The organism is Pseudofulvibacter geojedonensis, assembly GCF_042675745.1.
Taxonomy (GTDB): domain Bacteria; phylum Bacteroidota; class Bacteroidia; order Flavobacteriales; family Flavobacteriaceae; genus Pseudofulvibacter; species Pseudofulvibacter geojedonensis.
In genome coordinates this window covers 71,405-91,691 of record NZ_JBHTJM010000008.1, presented here as the reverse complement: position 1 = coordinate 91,691, position 20,287 = coordinate 71,405, and the positions used below count along the sequence as shown (strand labels likewise).

Below are 20,287 nucleotides of genomic sequence, written 5' to 3'. Positions count from 1 at the left end.
ACATGACAACAAACAACAACATACAACTAGATTCTATTCACGATGCCATTGACGACATAAGACAAGGTAAAATGGTTATTGTAGTAGATGATGAAAACAGAGAAAACGAAGGAGATTTTATTGCTGCTGCAGAAAAAGTAACTCCCGAGATGATTAATTTTATGGCTACACATGGTCGAGGATTAATTTGTGCACCGTTAATTGAAGATCGTTGTAAAGAACTAGGCCTAAACATGATGGTAAACGACAATACAGTGTTACACAATACTCAGTTTACTGTATCTGTAGATTTAATTGGTCATGGGTGTACAACTGGTATCTCTGCTTCAGATCGTTCTAAAACGATTTATGCTTTAACACAATCTGACACCAAACCTCATGATTTAGGTAGACCAGGACATATATTTCCTCTTAAAGCTAAAGAAGGTGGTGTTTTACGTAGAACAGGACATACAGAAGCTGCTGTAGATTTAGCTCGATTAGCTGGCTTACAACCTGCTGGAATTTTAGTTGAAATATTAAATCCAGATGGTACAATGGCTCGATTACCTCAACTAAAAGAAGTAGCCGACAAGTTTGATTTAAAATTAATATCGATTGAAGATTTAGTTGCATATAGAATGAAACACGATTCTTTAATTGAAAAGAAAGAAGATTTTGATATTAAAACCCGTTTTGGAGATTTTAGATTGCGTGCCTATAAACAAACTACAACCGGACAAGTACACATTGCTTTAACTAAAGGTACATGGACAAATGATGAGCCTGTAACAGTACGAGTGACTTCTACCCTTGTTAATAATGATATTCTAGACACACTAACCTTTGCTACAGATAAAAAGTTAGATGATATATTTCAACTTATTAATAAATCTGGTAAAGGTGCTTATGTTTTTATCAATCAAGAAAGTCCTTCTTTAAACTTGTTAAGTAGATTAAATAAGCTAAAACAAAATCAACAAGAAGGGATTATGAGAGCTCCTAGAGTTCCTATGGATTCTAAAGACTTTGGAATCGGCGCTCAGATTTTACATGATTTAGATATTCATAAAATTAAATTAATATCTAATACTAGTCAGAAAAAGAGAGTTGGAATGATTGGTTACGGATTAGAAATTGTAGACTATATAAACTATTAAAAGAATAAAAAAAGAGCACTAATTAGTGCTCTTTTTTTATTTAAATACTTTGATTATCCTTTCGAATATTTTTTAAGTACTTTTTCTATAAACTTAAAATGCGGAGCTGTATCTCTAGCCGAATTATAACTTTTAATTTTATCTATAATTCCTCCATTAGCATCTACAGCCATTACAACTGGTATAGATCTTACACCATACTTTTTATTTATAACCATATTTGCTTTGTACTGCTCCTCTCCTACTAAATCTCTATTTCTAGGCAAGTCTACCATTAACAAAACAAATTTATTAGCTTGATTAGCAAATTTATCTGACTGAAAAAAATCTGCTTTCAACATTTTACAAGGAGGACACCAATCAGAGCCCGTGAACATGATAAGTATAGGTTTTTTCTCTTTTTTTGATATCTCTTTTGCTTTATCAAAATTAGTCTCCCAATGTAACTCATCTTTTTTACCTTGAGCTACGCTTATTATAGCAACCAGTAAAAATACTACTACTAAAATCCTTTTCATTATATATCTCTTTAATTCAACATTTAAACCTCAAATACCTTACCAGAATTACAATTCTAAAACACTTTCAGAAATATTCTTTCTAACTTTTGCAAAATTTGCAAACATATCATCTTTTGCTCTATAACCTATTGGTAACACCAATACAGAAGTCAAACCTTTTTCTGTTAAATTTAGAACTTTATCATACTCGGCAGGAACAAAACCTTCCATTGGGCAAGCATCAATTTTCTCTACTGCACAAACAGTTAGCAAGTTACCTAAAGCTATGTATGCTTGTTTAGTTGCCCAATCTTTAATTTCTGTATCTTTTTTATTTGAAAAACTATCTAATAAATACTCTTTAAAAGGGTTTAATATAGTATCTGGAGTACCTCTTAATTTCTTCACATTCTCAAAATAAGTTTCAATATATTTATTGTCTATTACATTTTCAATGCATAAAACTAAAACATGTGAAGCTTGAGCTATTTGTTGCTGATTATAACTGTGCTCTACTAATTCTTGCTGTAAATTTTTATCTTCTATAATAACCATTCTTACAGGTTGTAGACCATAAGAAGTAGCTGTTAAACTAAAACCTTCTTTTAAAACCTGTAATTTTTCTTTTGATACTATTTTATTGGTGTCAAAACTTTTTGTAGCATAACGCCATTTTAAGCTTTCTAATATATTCATATACCTTATCTTTACGGCAAAAGTAAAACATGCTTGTGGCTTAAGCCATTTATTTAGCATAATTTTAATTGATCATACTATAAACAACATTGTCTTATGACTATAGAAGAGCGTATTAAAAGTTCTGAAACTAGAATATTCAAAGCTATTTTTCCAAACACTACCAATCACTACAACACTTTATTTGGAGGTACTGCATTACAATTAATGGATGAAGCCTCATTTATTTGTGCTACACGTTTTAGCAGAAAAAGGGTTGTAACAGTTTCTACTGATAAAATCGATTTCGAAAAGCCTATACCTGAAGGAAGTATTGTTGAATTAATTGCCAATGTGGTTCATGTAGGAACTAAAAGCTGTAAAATACAAGTAGATATTTTTACAGAACGTATGTATGAAAACGAACGCGAATTAGCAGTTACAGGTTGCTTTACCTTTGTTGCTATTAACGAATATAGAAACCCTATAAGTATTATTTAATGCTAGGGTTTCAAGTTACAGTATTCGGAAAAGTTCAAAAGGTGTGGTTTAGAAAATATACACAAGAAAAAGCTACAGAATTAAACCTAACCGGGTTTGTTATGAATTTACAAAACGGTTCTGTTTTTCTAGAAGTTTTTGGTCAATCAGCTAATATGAATAAAATGCTCGTATGGTTAGAAACTGAAGGATCTCCACTATCTAAAGTAGAAAAAATTGATCTTAAAGAGATTGTTCCTGTGTCAACTTATAAAAACTTTTCTATTAAGCGCTAAAAAACCATAACTTAATCCCTATTGCACAAATAACTGTTATAATAATATATTTAATGGTTTTTTCTGGAATCCCTACAGACCACCTACTAGATACCCATGCACCACTAGCATTGCCTATGGCTAAAATTAAACCGTATTTCCAGTTAATTAATTCGTGATATTGAAACATGATAACAGCGGCCACTGTATAACAACATACAACTGCAACTTTTACTGCATTCGATTTAACTATTGATAATCTATTTATATAAGGAAGTATCGCTAACATCATAAACCCTATTCCTGCATTGATAAAACCGCCGTATATGCCTAAAAAGAAAAATATAATAGTAGATACAACTAAATGTTTCCCGTTAATTCGCTCAATTAAGTTTTGATTTACTTTTTTAGGTTGAAATATCATTAAAACAACCACAATTAACATAATAATGGATAATATTCTATTAAATAAGGCTCCTTTCACATCTACAGCAATATAAGCTCCTATAAACGATCCTAATAAGGCAGACACCCCTAAATACCATGCAAAAGGAAAAGGATCTACACCTTTACTCTGAAATCCCTTAACACCTAAAGCTGTTTGAATTAAAATAGCAACTCTATTAGTTGCGTTAGCTATATTAGAAGGCAGCCCCATAAAAATAAGCATTGGCATGGTTAATAATGTACCTCCTCCAGCAATGGTATTGATAAAACCAGCCGCAAATCCTACTAAAATCAAGAATAAAAAATTAAAATCCACTTTTGTTAAAATCTGATAATAAACAAGTTGCAAAAATAGCTGTAAAAAAACGAAAAAAACCTTTTTCTAATAGAAAAAGGTTTCTATATTTGCACTCGCAATCAGCAAATAGCTGATGAGACACTCAGGAGAAATGGCAGAGTGGTCGAATGCGGCAGTCTTGAAAACTGTTGTCTGTAACAGGACCGGGGGTTCGAATCCCTCTTTCTCCGCTTAACAAACCAAAAAGCTCAGTGTTTACTGGGCTTTTGCTTTTTAGTTGACATTATAGTTGACAGAAGTTGCTTTTTTATTTCCCTTACTTCAAAATCTTAAAACAAATAAAATTACTAACGAGAATAGAAATAGTATTTATGATTAGTAATTTTACCCTACTGTTGAATTAATGCAATAGAACTTATATATTTGACGTATGAAATTAAATAAAAAACTTAATTCATTTAATCTTCAAGAAATACTTGTTGTACTTGCAATAATTGGTATCCTTTTATTATTAGCATTACCTAATTTGATGCCATTAATAGCCAAAGCCAAAAGTTTAGAGGCTCAATTACAGTTAAAACAAATATATAGTTCCCAAACAACTCATAGATATATGTATTCAAAATATTCTCGTGACTTAAACGAGATTGATTATATAGCACCTAAAACAGTATCAGAAAACGGGACCGCTAATTATACATATGAAATTATAAGTGCTGACAACAACACATTTAAAGCTCAAGCTACTGCAATAACAGACTTTAACGGCAATGGCGTTTTCAATGTATGGATTATTGATGAATCAGGAAAACCTAAACAAACGGTAAAGGATTAATATTCATGCTCTTTTTAAAAATAGTTCTAATTCTTATCTTTTTATTAGTTCTCTATCAAGACACAAAAGAAAGACTAGTATGGTGGTTTTTATTTCCACTGATTAGTATTGTTTGTGGAACTTTGTATGTTTTAGAAACATCTATAGAATTATTTTTATTCTCTATTTTACTTAATGGAATTTTTGTGCTTATTCTTTTATTAATCTTGTTTTTATATTCAAAATTTAAAATGAAAATTCATATTAAAGAAGCTATTGGCTTAGGAGACATTTTATTGTTTATAGCTTTAACATGTACATTTTCATTGGTTTCGTTTATTACATTGTTTGTTTCTTCGCTTTTGTTTTCTCTATTGTTACATTTAATTTCATCAAAAGGAAATAAAGAAAAAACAGTGCCACTAGCTGGATATATGAGTTTATTCTTTGCTATTTCCTATATTGCATATTGGTCAGGCTTAATAACTAATTTATACAGTTTATAACGTTTTGGAAAATAACCATACTTTAGCTACTTCTATAACACAATTGATTACAGCAGATCAAGCGTATCATTATGGTATTATTCCTGTTGCACTTGAAGACAATACCATACATTTTAAATCAGTGAATACATCTTATTCATTACAGCAAGAACTTCAAATATTATTTAATCAGAATATTAAATTAATTGAAGAGACAGAAGAACAAATACAGTTTTTATTAGCATCTACTTACAGAAAATCAAGCATTTGCGAAGAACTACACTATAGTAATGATTTTTTAGAGAAAATATTAATTAGTGCTAAAGAAATAGGTAGTAGCGACATTCATTTTGAGCCTTATGAAAATAAGTGTAGGGTTAGACTAAGGATTGATGGTAAATTAAAAGAGCACTATATTATTAGTTTAGAAGAATACCCAATAATTGTAAATAAGTTAAAAATTAAGGCTTCTCTAGATATCTCTGAAAAAAGACTACCACAGGATGGAAGAATCACTATGAATAATGGTAATGAAGAATTTGATATTAGAGTATCTTCCTTACCTACTTTATATGGTGAAAAAATAGTACTTCGTATCTTAAGTAAAGATACCAATAATATTAGTTTAGAAAAACTTGGTTTTACCGATGCTGAACTAAGCACTTATAAAGAAGGTACTAAAAAACCTAATGGTATTGTATTAATATCTGGACCTACTGGTTCTGGTAAAACAACCACTTTATATGCTACCTTAAAATTATTGAACGACGATAAAACTAATATTTTAACAATAGAAGATCCTATAGAATATACGTTAGAAGGAATAAATCAAGTTCAATTAAAAGAAAATATAGGCCTTGATTTTTCAAGTACCCTTCGTACTTTTTTAAGACAAGATCCTGATATTATTATGGTAGGTGAAATAAGAGATGCTAAAACTGCTAATATGGCAATAAGAGCAGCTTTAACTGGACATTTAGTATTATCTACCATTCATACCAATTCTGCCTGGGCTACTATTTCTAGGTTAATTGACATGGGAATTCCTCCTTTTTTAATAGCTAGTACTTTAAACATTAGTGTAGCTCAAAGGTTAGTGAGAAAATTATGTGATAATTGTAAAATAGAAGAAATTACCTTAAGTAAACATTTCCCAGAGAGTTTTAACATTCCAAAAGATTTAACCTCTCATTATATACCAAAAGGCTGTAATAAATGTCATCATACCGGCTATCAAGGTAGAAAAGCTATTTACGAAATAGTTCCGATAAAAAAAGAGTTAATACCTCATATAAAAAATAATGATTTAGAAATTGATGATTATCTTGCAACCGAAAATATTATATCACTAAAAAATAACGCTATACAATTAATTAAAAGCGGTACAACATCTATTGAAGAAGTCTATTCTTTATTAATGGATTAGTATTATTTATATAAAATGAAAAAAATCCTACTTATATTTCTATTATCAACCTGTTTTTGCTTAGCACAGCAAAATGATTCTAGAATAGAAAACATAAAAAACCAACTAACAGCACTATCTGTAGATAATCTTGGTTTAACCGAAAATGTAAAAACAGAAATTAGCGTTAATAATATAACACTTCCAATTTTTTTATTAGCTGTTTCTAATATTCATAAAATAAACATTAATGTTTCTCCTGAATTAAACAACATTACTTTAGCAAACAACTTCTCTAATGTTACGGTGAGTGATTTGCTTGTTTTTTTATGTAAAGAATATGACTTAAATATTGATTTTACGGGTAATATATTATCAATTAAAAAACACCACAAACCAGTTGAGGCGCCTTTAGAAAAAATAATACCTGTAAACTACAACCCAAATAGCAATCTATTATCTATAGACGCTAAAGGAGACAAACTATACGATGTTTTTAAACGAATAATGGATATTTCTGGAAAGAATTTAGTTTTTTCTCCAGGTTTAGAAAATAAGAATTTAACGGCTTATATTAAAGATACACCTTTTGAAGCTGCTATGGATAAATTAGCTTTTGCTAATAATTTATATGTAGAAAAAACCAAAGACAACTTTTTTCTTTTTGAGGATAACGAAACAACTAGCATAACTAGCAACAATTCATCTCAAAATAACCAAGCTACTACTAGACCAAAAAGAAGACGTAAATCTAATTTTTATTTTAAAGTATTAGATTATGAAAATAAAATTTTAGACGTAGACTTTGCTAATACTCCTATAGCAGATATCATTCATGATATAGGAAACGAATTAAAAATAGATGTTTTTACCGCTACTCCTTTAGATGATGCTGGAGTTGCTACTTTAAAAGCAAAATCGATTAATTTTGACTATTTACTAAACAAAATATTCGAACCACAAAGCAAATATTCTGCTATAGGAAAAAGCGATTCTCAATCTGGTAGTGGAAAATCCAATTCAAACAGTAAAAGCTTCACTTATAAAAAAGAGAATAACATTTACTTCTTTGGAACTGCAAATCAATTAAGTGTACGTCAAGTTGAGATTATTCATTTGATGCATCGTTCCGTTGCTTTATTAGATGACAGTGCTATCGGAAATAGTAGTTTTAATAATAATTTTCATGGAGGAAATAGTGGTTTTTCTAACTCTAATAATAACTACTCTTACAATCAGTTTAACAACATAAACAGAGGTCAACAGCAGCAAAACAATAATTCTTCTAGTAGAAATTATAATAATGGTTCTCAAAAAAACAATATAGTCGGTATTATTCCAGATGAAGTTAAAAATGGCATTGAATTTAATATTGATACAGAATTAAATAGTATATATGTTAGTGGTACTCAAGAAAACATTCAACGTTTTAAAGAATTTATTCATAAAATAGACAAACCCATTCCCCTAGTTTTAATAGAAGTAATGTTTATTGAAGTAAGTAAAAATGCTACTATAGAGACAGGTGTTACCTGGGGTATTGGTGATGCTCCAGTAACAACTAAAGGGGGTATTTATCCAACAACTGATTTAACACTAGGAGCACAGACTATTAATAATATTATAGGAGGTTTTAAGGGCTTTGGCACTTTTAACTTAGGGAAGGTTGTTCCTAATTTCTTTGCAACGATAAAAGCAATGGAAACTAATGGCGATATAAAAATTAAGTCAACACCTAAATTATCTACTTTAAACGGGCATAGTGCTACTTTTTCTAGTGGCCAGCAAACTTATTATACAGTTACACAGCGAAATATTTATGGAACAGACAATCCACAAACATCAGAATTCACAAATTACCATCAAATTAGTGCTGAGTTAGGTTTAACTATAAAACCTTATGTTTCTGGAAATGGAAATGTTACTTTAAGTATAGATGTTATACAATCTAGCTTTGGAAATAGAATAGCTGTAGATGCTCCACCTGATATCAATTCTAGAGCTTTTAACTCTTCAATTAGAGCACAAGATCAAGATATAATAATTCTAGGTGGATTAGAAGAACAAATTAAAAGAAACTCTGGGACTGGAGTTCCTTTTCTATCAAAAATACCTGTAATTAAATGGTTATTCAGCTCTAGAAAAAGAGAAGCTTCTAAAAGTAAATTAGCGGTATTAATTAAACCAACTGTAATATATTAATGCTACAAAAATTAGCTACATATTTGCTGTTTGGAAATCGGTTTTATGGGATTGAAGCGTCTTCTGATAATAATGAAGATAAATCCTACCGTATTACCTCTTTACGCAAGCATAAAAAGGAATTAGTAATAAATTTACAATTTAAGGCTAATTCAATAGATTTAATTGCTAATAAATTACCTAAAAACCAACACGCTTTTTTAATTATAAACACCAATCATGTGCTGTTTAAAAAAGTAACCACTTCTAATAAAAATGAAAACTCAATACTTAACGCTGCTTTTCCTAATATAAACGCCCAAGATTTCTATTATGAAATTGTTTCAGGAAACAACAACATCTATTTTGTAGCATTGTGTAGAAAAAAATATGTAGACTCTATAATAGATGATTTAAAAGCAAAAAATATTCTTGCAACCTCTTTTTCTTTAGGAAATAGTATAGTTACTGAAATTACTGATTTTATATCTTTAAATTTAATACAGACTTCTAATGCTCAAATTAGTCTAGACAGTAAAATTTCAGATATAAGTATTAAAAAAACGACTATAGATAATAATGAAAAGTATAACATTAACGGTTTATTAAGTGTTAGCGAGTTTGTTTTATCCTTATCTGGAGCTATAACCTCATTCTTAAGCACTAATAATAGAAGTTCTAACTCTGAAGAAAAAACCTTTACGTTATTTCAAGACTTCAAACACCAAATTGTATTTAAAAAAATATGGCAAAGTGCTCTCCTAATATTTTTAGGAACTCTATTGATTAATTTCTTTTTATTCAATCATTATTTTAACAAAGTAAACGAGCTGCAACAAACCGCTCAGGTAAATACCGTTAATAAAAATGCTGTACTCTCTTTAGATAAAAAACTACAAAAAACTCAAAAGCTAGCAACGGATATTCTTAAGAGTAACGCTTCTAAAAGTTCTTTTTATATTAATGAAATAATAAAACTCATTCCTAATAGTATTTTACTATCAGAATTAAATTATCAACCTCTAAAAAAGAGAATTAAAAAAGATCAGAGCATACAAATAGAAAATAATACTATCATTATTTCTGGAGTTTCTTCTAAAAGTGATTTATTTTTTAAATGGATTAAAGAATTAGAGAATACTACATGGATAAAAACTGTTGAAACTTTAGATTATAATGATATTAAAAAATCTAAATCTGAGTTTTCTATAAAATTATACTTGAAGCATGAAGAATAAACAGCAACTTATTATATTACTTATAAGTATTTTTATAGCTGCTGTAGTTTGCTACCAGTTTGCTATTTCTAAGACCTTAGTATTAAAAGAGCAATATATTCATTTAAAACAACAAGAAATCCTATTTAAGAATACCCCTAAACAGCTTACATTAGTAAAAAAGAAGCAACAGTATTACGATTCTATTTTAACCAAGTATCAGCTTAGTGGAAACTCTATACAGAATAGTTTACTAAAAAACATTACTGCTTATGCCAAAAGCAATCAGTTAAAAGTATTAGACTTTGTTGAACCACACGTCAGTAGCAATAACCAGGTTACTATAAAAACCTATCAATTTACTTTAGAAGGAGATTATAATCAAATTTTAGCCTTAATTCATAAGCTTGAACAAGAAACCAAGTTTGGAGAAATAATAAATTTTCACTTTAAAAAAGAAAAAAACTACAGAACAGGTAAGCATTACCTTCAGGCTAAAGTTCTTTTAAAGAGTTTTAATTAACCTAAAACACTACTTAGCTTAAACATTGGCAAATACATTGCAACCAATATTACTCCAACAAAAAAACCTACAAAGACTATTATTAAAGGCTCTATGATTGTAGATAAATTTTTAGATTGCTGAGATACTTGAGTGTTATATTGAGTATTTAAGCGCTCGAATATAAATTCAGTCTGGTTGGTTTCTTCTGCCACCTTTACCATCGCTATCATTTTATCGTCAAACAATTTATGTTTTGCTAGGCTATCACTCAAACTATCTCCTTTTAATAATTGATTTTCTACTGCAGATAAAGCTATTTGAATAGGATAAAATGAGATCATTTGTTTAACTAACTGAATACTATTTACTACAGGTACTTTAGAAGAGGTTAACAAAGTTACAGCCTGGGTAAATTGCGATAAATATACAGCTTTTACAAACTTACCTATATATGGTAGTTTCAACAACACATTATCTTTAATCTTTTTGTATTTTATGTTTTTTTTCAAAAACATATTAGCTAAAAACATACCAACAACAAGCAGTAATAACAATCCGTTGTAGTTTTTAATAAACTCAGAAAAATCAATAATAATTTTAGTAATTATTGGCAATTCTACTTTTTGTTGTTTAAATATATCTTGAAACATTGGTACTACAAACTGTAACATAAACACAACCACTAATACAGCTGTACTCAGAATAATTATTGGGTATGTTAAGGCACCTACAAGGTTTCTTTGTTGCTCATTTTTTCGACCAAAAAAACCACCGAGTTGCTCACACACCCTTGCTAGTGTACCTGTTTCTTCTCCTATTTTTAAAGAATAGTATTCGTATTCTGTAAATGATTTATGTTTTTTTAGCGCTTCAGAAAAACTATTACCTGCAACAATATCAATTACTATAGCTGTAAGCATTTCTTCGTTATGCTTTTTCTTTTGGGCTTTTTTTAATAATTCTAATGCTTCTCGTAATGCTATACCTGCCTTTAACAAAATACTTAACTCTGTATAAAAGTCTTCTTTTAATTTACTCGAAAAAGAACTGCCTAAAAAAGTAATTTCTTTTTTTAATATAGCATCTATATCAAAACCTTCATTTGATTTGCTATTAGCTTTTTTTGCTGTATTTTCTATTTTAAAGCCCATTAATCTAAATAGGTATTAGCATCATTTTGTTTAAAAATAAACAACTGTAAGTTAGGGTTCGCTTCAATACTATCTATTTTTATTGCATCAATTAGCCCTTCATTTACTTTTTTGCCCGAAAAAAACATTTTTTTGTAAACTCCAGAAATATAAAATGTATCTAAGTCTTTTTGAACATATTTAGGGTTAAAGTTATAAACTACAGAATCTATTTCTGAATAACATATTAGCTTATTTTCTAAATCATTGAACTTAACATTCTGATATTTATTAAAATCTATTAGTAAAGATTGTTCTAACTGCCGAAAACTTGCTTTTATATCCATGTTTTTCTGTACAGAAAATAATTGTTTTTGAACCATTCCTAATACAGAAAATGCTATACCAGCAATGATACTGGTTAGTAATAACACTACCAATACTTCACTTAACGTATATGCGTTAACTTTTTTAATCAAAGGCTTTTATTTTACGTTCAATAATTTTATTTGTTTCACTATGCTTCGCTTCTAAATACAACAACTTATCCTCTTCATTTTTCTCTATAGACACTTTCCAGCCTTTAAAAGAACTATAATAAGGCACCTCTATTTGTTTATGTATATAATTATAGTGTAACTCATTTATATGAACATTTATTTTACCTGTTTCTTTCCTAGTGCTATTATATAAAATATTATTCAAGGTTAAACTTGCTAACATAAAAACAATAACTATTAAAACAGTAGCCACTAAGGTTTCCATTAAAGACGATGCTTTTATTTTCTTTAATACAACCATTTTACTAAAGATTTATTAGTATTCTTAGCAAAAGATAAACCTACATATTCATTAGGTAGTTTATCTATTAAAATAGTTCCATTATAAATATGATTCTGATAAATTGAACCTGATTGCCTAGTTATAAAATTAGCTGTATAAACTCTGCCATATACACTACCGAGCAACTCTAGATTTTTATTACAATATACCTCTCCAATAATTTTGCTATCTGTATCTAAATAAATTTGCGAGTCATAATTACTAGCTTTTCCTTTACCTAAATAAACTACCGCACCATTTATTTCTACCCCATTACTTATTTGTATAGAAGACTTATTTTCTTCTTTATTATTTTCTGATACTACTAAAGCAGATGGGTACCCCAATTTAACATCCTTATCAACTATAATCTCTTTAGAAGCAATGGCCTGAAAAGTTCCTACTACATTTTCTTTTATTTCTATTGTTGGAGCAACAACCAGTATGTCTTTCAAATTAGCTGACTCTTTAATGGTAATTTTGGTTGCCGACTGAATTTTTATATTTCCTAATAAATCAACTGCTTCTAATTGAATAGCTGAATTACTGTAAATAACTTTTGTTTCGTTATTAAACGAATTTTTCCATTTTCTGTTTGTATCTAAGTCAATAAAATCACTTTCTGCTTGAGGAACTGAAAAAATACTATTAAAGTATTTCTTTCTTTCCAAAGAAAATTCAGGTAACTGATTTCCAACACTTATTCTTCCATCTATTAAATTAGCTCCATAAAATGGCACTCCTGCAATATTCCCTGGTTTAACACCTTGCTTTGGTAAGAGAGCATTACCCTGAATATTTGTTTTCCCCACTAACACTAATGGTTTATTATAATCAGCTAACTGTAGTACTATATTCTTTTCCGAATCTTTTTGAGTTCCAATAAAAGCTACTTTTTTAAAACTAAAATTTTTAATAGTAGCTTTAGATGTTATTTTAGTTAACATTCCCCAGTAAGAACTTTTAACTTTAATAGATTCATCATCATTATCTAATACAAAAATAGAGTCATTAATTGTTAGTTTATTAATCAAACCATACTCAATTCCTTTTTGAGCATTATTAATAGTTTCTTGCACAAAATAATGCTGTTTTTGTATTCTATCTTGTAGCTTAATATATAGTATAAAGGCGCCTAATAATAAGGCTATCACTACCGAAATAAATAGGGTAAGTTGTAAAGCTCCTGCTTTTATTTTAAGCACAACCATTATTGAGCACTAATAATTTTGGTTTCTTTGTTAAACCGTAGATATACCTCTTTAGAAGTTCCTTTTATAAGTTTTACCCTTTCTACTTCTTGATTTTTTTTCAACAAATATTGTTGCTGATTAATCGTTATAATAAATATTTTAGAAGAGCCCCCCTGTTTTTTAACAATTCCTTGATATTGGATTTGTGGCCAAGGAGTTACACTCTCATTATTTTTAGAGTTTTTATTTCCAAACTGATTTGTTTTATTGATAGACTGAGAAAGTTTACCTAAAAAAGGATCTCTCTTTACTTGAGTTATCGAAAATGTATCAATTTTTGTTTTCTCTGGAGAAAAATCTACCGATATATTTTCTACTAATACTTCAGATTCTTCAGGGTTCAAAGCAGATATTATCTTATAGCCAATGGTACCCCAAAGCCCTAAAACAACTACTAATAACAAATATGTTTTTTTCTTTTTATCCAACAATGTTTTATGGCGTAGTTAAACTTCTAGTACTAAAACCTGTTTCGTAATTTGGGTTCTTTGCTTTTACTCTCCATTCATAACTACTAGCTGCCAAAAGTGTAGTTGAAAAACTGGTAGTATTTATTGTAGAATCTGTTACTATTTGTAACGAATTAGTAAAATCTGGTATAGCGATTTGAATAACATATTCATTAGCATCAGCTACAGTACTCCATGTGAAATTTACATCTGTACTGGTTAATACTGCTGTATCTGTAGGAGCTAACAACTCTACTGAACGGTTTGATATATCTACCTCATCTATAATATCATCACAAGAGATAAATACCATTATAACCAATAAAACATATATTTTTTTCATACTTACAACTTAAAGTAATTTATTTTCTTTTTGGCTCTATTAGCACTCTTAAATGTTTTTACAGGACAGCCATTTCCACCTACCAAATCTACAATTTCTAATTGATGCTTATTATTTTCCTTCCAACAAATACCAGAACTATTATAGGCAAAAACAACTGTATCAGTAAATAAAACACGATGTATTATTTCTCCTTTTGAATACAAATTTAACGCATAAGATTTAAGACCGTAAGGAGCTAAAAAAACTTCTTCTGCCTGTTGCATTTTTTCTATATCTACTGTCTTTACAACTAGAGATATTTTAGTAATAAGCTTAGCGTTATCTTGCAAAGACAAATATTCTTTTAAAGATTGGTTTTGCTTTTCTTTTAAGGCATCTAACACACTCACTTTATCGGCTATTGATATAGATAGATAAATAGGCTTCTTTTCTAGAGAATCCGAATATTCAACGTTTATATTTTTACTCTGAATACTATTCGCGTTAGTATAAGCTTTATGAGTTTTCTTAGTAAAGTGATTAGTAGTAACAATTACTTTTACAGGCTTATTAACCGCTACAATAGCATTGTTTGCATAGTTACTTTCTAATAACAAATCTTCTTCGTCTCCTATACAAAGTAAAGAAACAGGCCTTTGGGTTATTGTGCTGTTTTTGGCATCTACCACTACTGTTTTACAACTTTTAAAAAACAGCGATAATATGCATATAAAAAATAACTTTTTATACATGATAAAAATTTTGGTAAATATAAATATTCCTAACCAATTTAATCATTATAGATTACTCTAAAAATATACCCAAAAACTATTGATACTGTCGCATTAATTCCATTATTCTAATTATACTTAATTTTGAAATGATAAATCATCCTAAATGTACAAACATCATCGCTACCCTCCTATCATCATAAAACAAGTTATTTACCTAAAATTTAGATTTACCCTCAGTTACAGAGATATTGAAGAACTATTAGCCATACGTGGCATCAAAATAGACCATTCTACTATCCAACGTTGGGTGTTTAAATTTTCTAAGCAAATAGAGACTAATATGAACAAACATAAAAAACCTACTAACTCTAGTTGGAGATTAGATGAAACCTATATTAAGGTAGCTGGTAAAGAAAGATTCTTATACAGAGCTGTAGATAAACTAGGCAATACTATTGACTTTCTTCTAACTAAACGTAGAATGAAAGGTTCCGCTCAAAAGTTCTTGAATAAAGCTATTGGCAACAATGGTAAACCTAGAATAATAAATATCGATAAATCTGGAGCTAATACTGCTGGAATTAGAACTTGGAACAAGAGAAGTTTTGCTAAAAATAAAGTAAAGATTAGGAGGGTCAAATACTTGAACAATATAATAGAACAAGACCATCGGAGTATCAAGAGAAGATTGAAGATTAGTACAGGATTTAAAGAATTTGAATCAGCGCAAAGAACATTAGCAGGAATAGAAATTGTAAACATAATTAAAAAGGGGCAAATAATTGCCCCAAAATCTACTGTATTTAAAACCTTCTGCTCTTTAGCTAGTTAAACAATGGTTGACTAACAATCTTAAATTCTGATAAGATTAATGCGACAGAACCTTTATTATTGGCTTAGGAGTTTCTGATTGCTTCTCGATTAATTCCAGTCTATACGGTTCTAGTAATGCAATAAGATTCTGTAACTCTGTACGGATTCCGATTGTTCCTATTTCCAATCGTTCAGCTATTCTACGAACAAGTTTTTCTACTTGAATATCGTTGTACAGGTCTACATTGTGTCTGATGGCTAGTACTTCATTCTCTAGCTTATTAACCTTTAAAGTAACTCGAAGCCTATCCAGAGCTGTTAGGTTTATACCTCCTAGTACGGAAATATGTAACTCTTCTGTTTTGTATTCGATTTGGTTTGGATTGGATGTTATTAGCATAACTGTATAATTTGACTCAAATATATACAAATTGTATCTATTTTTACTAATTAGAGCTGTTTAAAAATTTAGTTACATTTGCTCTTATGTCTTTTGGAGCACATTTAAAGAAAATTAGGAAGGGTAATAAAGTAACTCAAGAAGAGCTGGCTAATGCTATTGGAAAGCACGTTACACAAATCAAGAGGTACGAAAGTGGAAGCTCAGAACCTAATGTTACTACCTTCTATGAAATATCGAAAGCTTTGAATGTATCAATAGAAGAGTTATTATCTTACAGCACAAATCAAGATTCTGAAATAGATAGTAAACTCAAAGAAAGCTTTAAGAAACTGCTCGAATTACCAGAAAACAAGAAATTTTCGATACTTGACTTACTGGAAGCTTTTATAAACCAAAATAAAAAATAGATACAAATCGTGTCTTTTTATTATCTTCGTGTTAGAATTTGGGTACACTTTATTTTGACACACCCATTTTAGTAGTATATACTAGCCTTGACTGTGTGTTAATTTAAGTAGCCTAAAAATGACACACTATGAAAGCACAATACATTAGAGTCTCTACATTAGAACAGAATACAGAACGTCAAACTATTATTTCTGGAGCTAAGCAGTACTTAGATAAAATCTCTGGAACTATACCTTTGTTTGAAAGACCTCAAGGAAAGAAGCTCTATGAAGACATAGAAGCTGGCTTAGTAGAAGAGCTTTATGTGCATAGTATCGACAGACTAGGTAGAAACACTCTAGACATTTTAAGTACTATCAACTACTTAAACCAAAAAGGAGTTTGTTTAGTATCAGATAAGGAAGGTATAAGAACTCTTATAGATGGTAAAGAGAACCTAACATCTAAGCTAATAGTTAACATTCTAGCTACTCTATCAGAGTTTGAAAATAACATCCGAAAAGAAAGACAAGCTGAAGGTATAGCTATCGCTAAATTAAAGGGTGTTTATGCTGGACGTAAGAGAGGAACTCTGCTAAGTAGTGATAAGTTTCTAGAGAAGCATAAGAACGTCTTAAAAGAGCTAGAAAAAGGAGAAAGTATTAGAAGGGTTGCTAAGCTTTGTGGAGTAAGTACTGGTACTGTTCAGAAGGTTAAGCGAATTGTAGCAGGCTAATAAAAAACTTGAATTTATAATCCAAAACTCAAACTTAGGTTTTATTTGAAAAAACTTTTTTTAATTTAATGGGGGCGATATATCAAAAATACCGCCTATAAATTCAACAACAGGGTATGGAGGGGTCTAATACCTACCGTAATATATTTTTCTACCTAGAATTTTTGTACTCGTCATTCATTTTGGAAATAAGTTCTAAAAACTGTTCTATTCTATTGCTTATTGTATTTCTATGTAATCCTGTTGCTTTCGAAATACTTTTTCTAGTTATTTTTCCTTGTTTTTCAAAATCCCAATTATCTATTGCTTCTTTAATTTTATTTATTGAATTTTTAATGCGAACCTGACCTATAACTTGACCAACTATTTTTTGTTTCTGCTTTTTATTTAAAACACTATATGGATCAAATACTATTCTTCTAGGTTTATTATAAATTAACTCGACTCTATCTTGTTGTAATTTTCTATTAATTATACCTTCCAATTCGTCATCCCCTAAAGGTTCTTCACACCTTCCATTGATAAAATTCATAAATATTCTAAAATCTTTTTCATTAGCATGATAATTAATCGCTAAAAATTGCTCAGCTATAGCAGATATTTTAGTGTTTCTTTGTCCTACATTGATTATCCAGGGAATATATAAAACTGGAAAATATTCTTTATCATCGTTAAATACAATATAGTCTTTTCCTTCGAAGTCTAACTCATCGTAAATATCATATTTGATTTTAATATTGCACAATACATTAACATCTTTTATTCTTTTTTTATATGCTAATCTATTGTGCATTTTCTTATTTCTAATATCATTAATTTTAATACTAGATTCCTTAGCTTTTATTATTTTGGAGTTATCATTTATATATATGTTTTTATCATAGCTATATATAGTAAATTGAGTAGCTTTAGCTGCATTTTTATCTGCTTTAATATTTAATAGTTCTGTTACATAGAGATAGTTAGCTTGAAAGTTTTCTTGGGTTAATCCATCTATCGCAACTAATACTCCTCTACCTGTATTTGAGAATGATTTCCATGTAGCAAAGAGGTAGGGGTTACTTAAATCAATCTCAATTGAGTTATCAATGTCTATGAACATAAAACCTGTGGCTCCAATAATGTTATTATTGTTTTTATAACCACTAAAAGTAAAGTTTAATGTACAACATGGTTGTTGCATTTTTAATTGGTCATACTCTCTTTTTTTACCATTAATACACAGTTCTCTAGCATGTGTGATAGTAGTTATAAATTCTTGATCGGGGTTCTTTATATATTCTAAAAAGGTATAGATGTCCGAATTTTCAATAACCTGAGGTTTTGTTACTTTTTCATAATGGTTAATTAAGTAAGTACTTGTTTTTTGTTTTTTCTGTCTCATTTTATAACTGTTTTTTCTTGGAATTAGTCCAAGAGTTATTAATTTGACAGTAAGGTATAGTGCATTTAAGCCACTATGAATTAAGGGACTAGAGCTATAATACTAGATTTTTGTTCCTGATTGGAATATCAAGAGGTAAGTTTGTTATAAGGAGGTGCAAAAGGGACTCCTATTTTGAAAAGGGACTAAAATTTAGAAGGTTTAGTACTACTGAACACTATTTAATATGTCAAGGAGTTTTTTTTCGGGTTTTAATTGTTCTATTTGATTTGGTTTAATTAGTTTTTTACCTAATTCAACATTATACCTGTCCTCGAAAAACCTCAAGATTTTCAGATGTGGTTTGTTTCTGCTTTTACGAAAAACACCTTTACTAGAAAGGTACTTGTATAATCTTACAACATTAGCTTTAGATGATACCCATTGATTTGTTTCACTTAAATAACCTTTTTCTTCCAAAATACTTTCTATTTTATAGAAGTATTCTTGATTATCTTGAAAAACAACTGAATTTAAACTCTTATTATCTACCAGATTACTAACAATTATTTTTTCTAATTCATCAATTGTACCTCTTAGAGGCTTAATTAACTCTAATGAACTATATTCGTTAAAAAGTTTTTTAAAGAGCTTTAAATATCCCTCAGAATACTCTTTAGCTATAACTTTTTGTATTTTATTTAGATCTAGATTAACCAGAGAGATAATAGATTGTTCCAATTCTTTCAGTTTACTTAATACGGATTTAGAAATCTTAAAATCTGAATTAAAACAGTCTACCAAAGACTCTATATCTTTTTCATAATTTCCAACATGGTTTCTAACTAATATTCTTAATTCCACTATGAAATTGTTATAACCTACAAATTCCTCAATTTTTGTATCGTTGAACCTATAAGACATCCTTGAACCAGTCCTATATTCATTAATGTTAATTGGGAAACGCTCATAATCCTCTCCAAAATATTGGTAATAATAGCAATCAATACATTTACGTAAACCTTCTTTAATATTCTTTAATTCTGGGGTTAAATGGGGTAAAAAATCATCTGTAAAATCTAAATCTTCTTGATATACGTTTTTTATATCCTCAATAGTTCGTTTTAATTGCCTCATTAAGTAGTTAGTTTTTCTTTAGAGAAGTTACTAGTAAAAATATTATTTCTAAATCAGAATAACACTATTTTAACATTTTAGCAATTACAAATTAACTACATATACATAAGGGAAAAATTTTTGACTCGTAATTTTAGGGGGCTTTTATAAACAAGAGTAAAAATCCTTAAACATACAGTTTTTAGCCGTTGTACAATTAAATACTAAAGTATTACCAAATACAATTATAGCACATACATTAGGTATAAGCTTAGTTATATAAAAATTACTGTTATAAAAAATTAACTAATAGCGTGGATGTTTGGGTAGCCGTG

General features: G+C 29.2%; 25 protein-coding genes and 1 tRNA gene. 13 read left to right on the top strand and 13 right to left on the bottom strand.

Annotated elements, in window-relative coordinates:
• Positions 1–2 precede the first annotated feature (2 nt).
• A complete protein-coding gene (ribB, locus tag ACFQ1O_RS07595) occupies positions 3–1,139 on the top strand; it encodes a 3,4-dihydroxy-2-butanone-4-phosphate synthase (RefSeq protein WP_377715012.1) in 1,137 nt (378 codons plus the stop codon).
• A 53-nt stretch (positions 1,140–1,192) separates the two neighbouring features.
• Here ribB and ACFQ1O_RS07590 read toward each other — a convergent pair whose 3' ends face one another.
• Positions 1,193–1,657, bottom strand: coding sequence for a thioredoxin family protein (locus tag ACFQ1O_RS07590; protein ID WP_377715010.1), 465 nt, complete (start codon positions 1,655–1,657; stop codon positions 1,193–1,195).
• Between the two features lie 48 nt (positions 1,658–1,705).
• On the bottom strand, positions 1,706–2,335 hold the full coding sequence (locus tag ACFQ1O_RS07585; RefSeq protein WP_377715008.1) for an NAD(P)H-dependent oxidoreductase: 630 nt from the start codon (positions 2,333–2,335) through the stop codon (positions 1,706–1,708).
• Between the two features lie 96 nt (positions 2,336–2,431).
• Between ACFQ1O_RS07585 and ACFQ1O_RS07580 the strand changes: the two genes are divergently transcribed.
• On the top strand, positions 2,432–2,815 hold the full coding sequence (locus ACFQ1O_RS07580; RefSeq protein ID WP_377715006.1) for an acyl-CoA thioesterase: 384 nt from the start codon (positions 2,432–2,434) through the stop codon (positions 2,813–2,815).
• Positions 2,815–3,090, top strand: a complete 276-nt coding sequence (locus ACFQ1O_RS07575; protein ID WP_377715005.1) for an acylphosphatase — start codon at positions 2,815–2,817, stop codon at positions 3,088–3,090. The genes ACFQ1O_RS07580 and ACFQ1O_RS07575 overlap by 1 nt, the downstream gene beginning before the upstream one ends.
• Here the strand turns inward: ACFQ1O_RS07575 and ACFQ1O_RS07570 are convergent.
• A complete protein-coding gene (locus ACFQ1O_RS07570; RefSeq protein WP_377715003.1) occupies positions 3,080–3,832 on the bottom strand; it encodes a sulfite exporter TauE/SafE family protein in 753 nt (250 codons plus the stop codon). The genes ACFQ1O_RS07575 and ACFQ1O_RS07570 overlap by 11 nt on opposite strands.
• 127 nt (positions 3,833–3,959) lie before the next feature.
• On the opposite strand from ACFQ1O_RS07570, the gene ACFQ1O_RS07565 reads away from it, so the two are divergent.
• The 7 genes from ACFQ1O_RS07565 to ACFQ1O_RS07535 all read left to right on the top strand — a co-directional run bounded on the left by ACFQ1O_RS07565 (position 3,960) and on the right by ACFQ1O_RS07535 (position 10,439).
• A tRNA-Ser gene (locus tag ACFQ1O_RS07565) sits at positions 3,960–4,044 on the top strand.
• 200 nt (positions 4,045–4,244) lie between these two features.
• A complete protein-coding gene (locus ACFQ1O_RS07560) occupies positions 4,245–4,649 on the top strand; it encodes a prepilin-type N-terminal cleavage/methylation domain-containing protein (protein ID WP_377715001.1) in 405 nt (134 codons plus the stop codon).
• Positions 4,650–4,879: 230 nt separating this feature from the next.
• A complete protein-coding gene (locus ACFQ1O_RS07555) occupies positions 4,880–5,134 on the top strand; it encodes a hypothetical protein (protein ID WP_377714999.1) in 255 nt (84 codons plus the stop codon).
• 4 nt (positions 5,135–5,138) lie between these two features.
• Positions 5,139–6,539, top strand: coding sequence for a GspE/PulE family protein (locus ACFQ1O_RS07550; RefSeq protein WP_377714997.1), 1,401 nt, complete (start codon positions 5,139–5,141; stop codon positions 6,537–6,539).
• A 15-nt stretch (positions 6,540–6,554) separates the two neighbouring features.
• Positions 6,555–8,720: a type II secretion system protein GspD gene (locus tag ACFQ1O_RS07545; protein ID WP_377714995.1), complete on the top strand. Its 2,166-nt coding sequence runs from the start codon at positions 6,555–6,557 to the stop codon at positions 8,718–8,720.
• Positions 8,720–9,937 carry a hypothetical protein gene (locus ACFQ1O_RS07540; protein WP_377714993.1) on the top strand — a complete coding sequence of 406 codons (1,218 nt, stop codon included), beginning with the start codon at positions 8,720–8,722 and terminating at the stop codon, positions 9,935–9,937. The genes ACFQ1O_RS07545 and ACFQ1O_RS07540 overlap by 1 nt, the downstream gene beginning before the upstream one ends.
• Positions 9,927–10,439 (top strand): hypothetical protein, encoded by a 513-nt coding sequence (locus ACFQ1O_RS07535; protein WP_377714991.1) that lies wholly within the window; start codon positions 9,927–9,929, stop codon positions 10,437–10,439. The genes ACFQ1O_RS07540 and ACFQ1O_RS07535 overlap by 11 nt, the downstream gene beginning before the upstream one ends.
• Here the strand turns inward: ACFQ1O_RS07535 and ACFQ1O_RS07530 are convergent.
• From ACFQ1O_RS07530 to ACFQ1O_RS07500, 7 genes are read right to left on the bottom strand one after another with little or no spacing between them, the layout of a single operon-like run.
• Entirely contained in the window at positions 10,436–11,572 is a 1,137-nt protein-coding gene (locus ACFQ1O_RS07530; RefSeq protein ID WP_377714989.1) for a type II secretion system F family protein, read from the bottom strand. The two genes, ACFQ1O_RS07535 and ACFQ1O_RS07530, sit on opposite strands and share 4 nt — an antisense overlap.
• The gene (locus tag ACFQ1O_RS07525) at positions 11,572–12,030 is read right to left on the bottom strand and encodes a prepilin-type N-terminal cleavage/methylation domain-containing protein (RefSeq protein ID WP_377714987.1); all 459 of its coding nucleotides are present in this window, start codon (positions 12,028–12,030) and stop codon (positions 11,572–11,574) included. The genes ACFQ1O_RS07530 and ACFQ1O_RS07525 overlap by 1 nt, the downstream gene beginning before the upstream one ends.
• Positions 12,023–12,352 carry a hypothetical protein gene (locus ACFQ1O_RS07520; RefSeq protein ID WP_377714985.1) on the bottom strand — a complete coding sequence of 110 codons (330 nt, stop codon included), beginning with the start codon at positions 12,350–12,352 and terminating at the stop codon, positions 12,023–12,025. The genes ACFQ1O_RS07525 and ACFQ1O_RS07520 overlap by 8 nt, the downstream gene beginning before the upstream one ends.
• Positions 12,340–13,578: a hypothetical protein gene (locus tag ACFQ1O_RS07515; RefSeq protein ID WP_377714983.1), complete on the bottom strand. Its 1,239-nt coding sequence runs from the start codon at positions 13,576–13,578 to the stop codon at positions 12,340–12,342. The genes ACFQ1O_RS07520 and ACFQ1O_RS07515 overlap by 13 nt, the downstream gene beginning before the upstream one ends.
• Before the next feature lie 5 nt (positions 13,579–13,583).
• Entirely contained in the window at positions 13,584–14,054 is a 471-nt protein-coding gene (locus tag ACFQ1O_RS07510) for a hypothetical protein (RefSeq protein ID WP_377714981.1), read from the bottom strand.
• A 7-nt stretch (positions 14,055–14,061) separates the two neighbouring features.
• Positions 14,062–14,418 carry a hypothetical protein gene (locus ACFQ1O_RS07505; RefSeq protein WP_377714978.1) on the bottom strand — a complete coding sequence of 119 codons (357 nt, stop codon included), beginning with the start codon at positions 14,416–14,418 and terminating at the stop codon, positions 14,062–14,064.
• 2 nt (positions 14,419–14,420) lie between these two features.
• Entirely contained in the window at positions 14,421–15,152 is a 732-nt protein-coding gene (locus tag ACFQ1O_RS07500) for a hypothetical protein (RefSeq protein ID WP_377714976.1), read from the bottom strand.
• Between the two features lie 145 nt (positions 15,153–15,297).
• Between ACFQ1O_RS07500 and ACFQ1O_RS07495 the strand changes: the two genes are divergently transcribed.
• Positions 15,298–15,966 (top strand): IS6 family transposase, encoded by a 669-nt coding sequence (locus tag ACFQ1O_RS07495; RefSeq protein WP_377714974.1) that lies wholly within the window; start codon positions 15,298–15,300, stop codon positions 15,964–15,966.
• Between the two features lie 36 nt (positions 15,967–16,002).
• On the opposite strand, the gene ACFQ1O_RS07490 is transcribed toward ACFQ1O_RS07495, so the two are convergent.
• A complete protein-coding gene (locus tag ACFQ1O_RS07490; protein WP_377714971.1) occupies positions 16,003–16,347 on the bottom strand; it encodes a hypothetical protein in 345 nt (114 codons plus the stop codon).
• An 86-nt stretch (positions 16,348–16,433) separates the two neighbouring features.
• On the opposite strand from ACFQ1O_RS07490, the gene ACFQ1O_RS07485 reads away from it, so the two are divergent.
• Together ACFQ1O_RS07485 and ACFQ1O_RS07480 are read left to right on the top strand one after the other, a co-directional pair.
• Positions 16,434–16,757, top strand: coding sequence for a helix-turn-helix domain-containing protein (locus tag ACFQ1O_RS07485; protein WP_377714968.1), 324 nt, complete (start codon positions 16,434–16,436; stop codon positions 16,755–16,757).
• Between the two features lie 128 nt (positions 16,758–16,885).
• Positions 16,886–17,473, top strand: coding sequence for a recombinase family protein (locus tag ACFQ1O_RS07480; protein ID WP_377714966.1), 588 nt, complete (start codon positions 16,886–16,888; stop codon positions 17,471–17,473).
• Between the two features lie 151 nt (positions 17,474–17,624).
• Here ACFQ1O_RS07480 and ACFQ1O_RS07475 read toward each other — a convergent pair whose 3' ends face one another.
• Both ACFQ1O_RS07475 and ACFQ1O_RS07470 read right to left on the bottom strand, forming a co-directional pair.
• Entirely contained in the window at positions 17,625–18,857 is a 1,233-nt protein-coding gene (locus ACFQ1O_RS07475; protein ID WP_377714964.1) for a hypothetical protein, read from the bottom strand.
• A 207-nt stretch (positions 18,858–19,064) separates the two neighbouring features.
• A complete protein-coding gene (locus ACFQ1O_RS07470) occupies positions 19,065–19,973 on the bottom strand; it encodes a hypothetical protein (RefSeq protein WP_377714962.1) in 909 nt (302 codons plus the stop codon).
• Between the last annotated feature and the right edge of the window lie 314 nt (positions 19,974–20,287).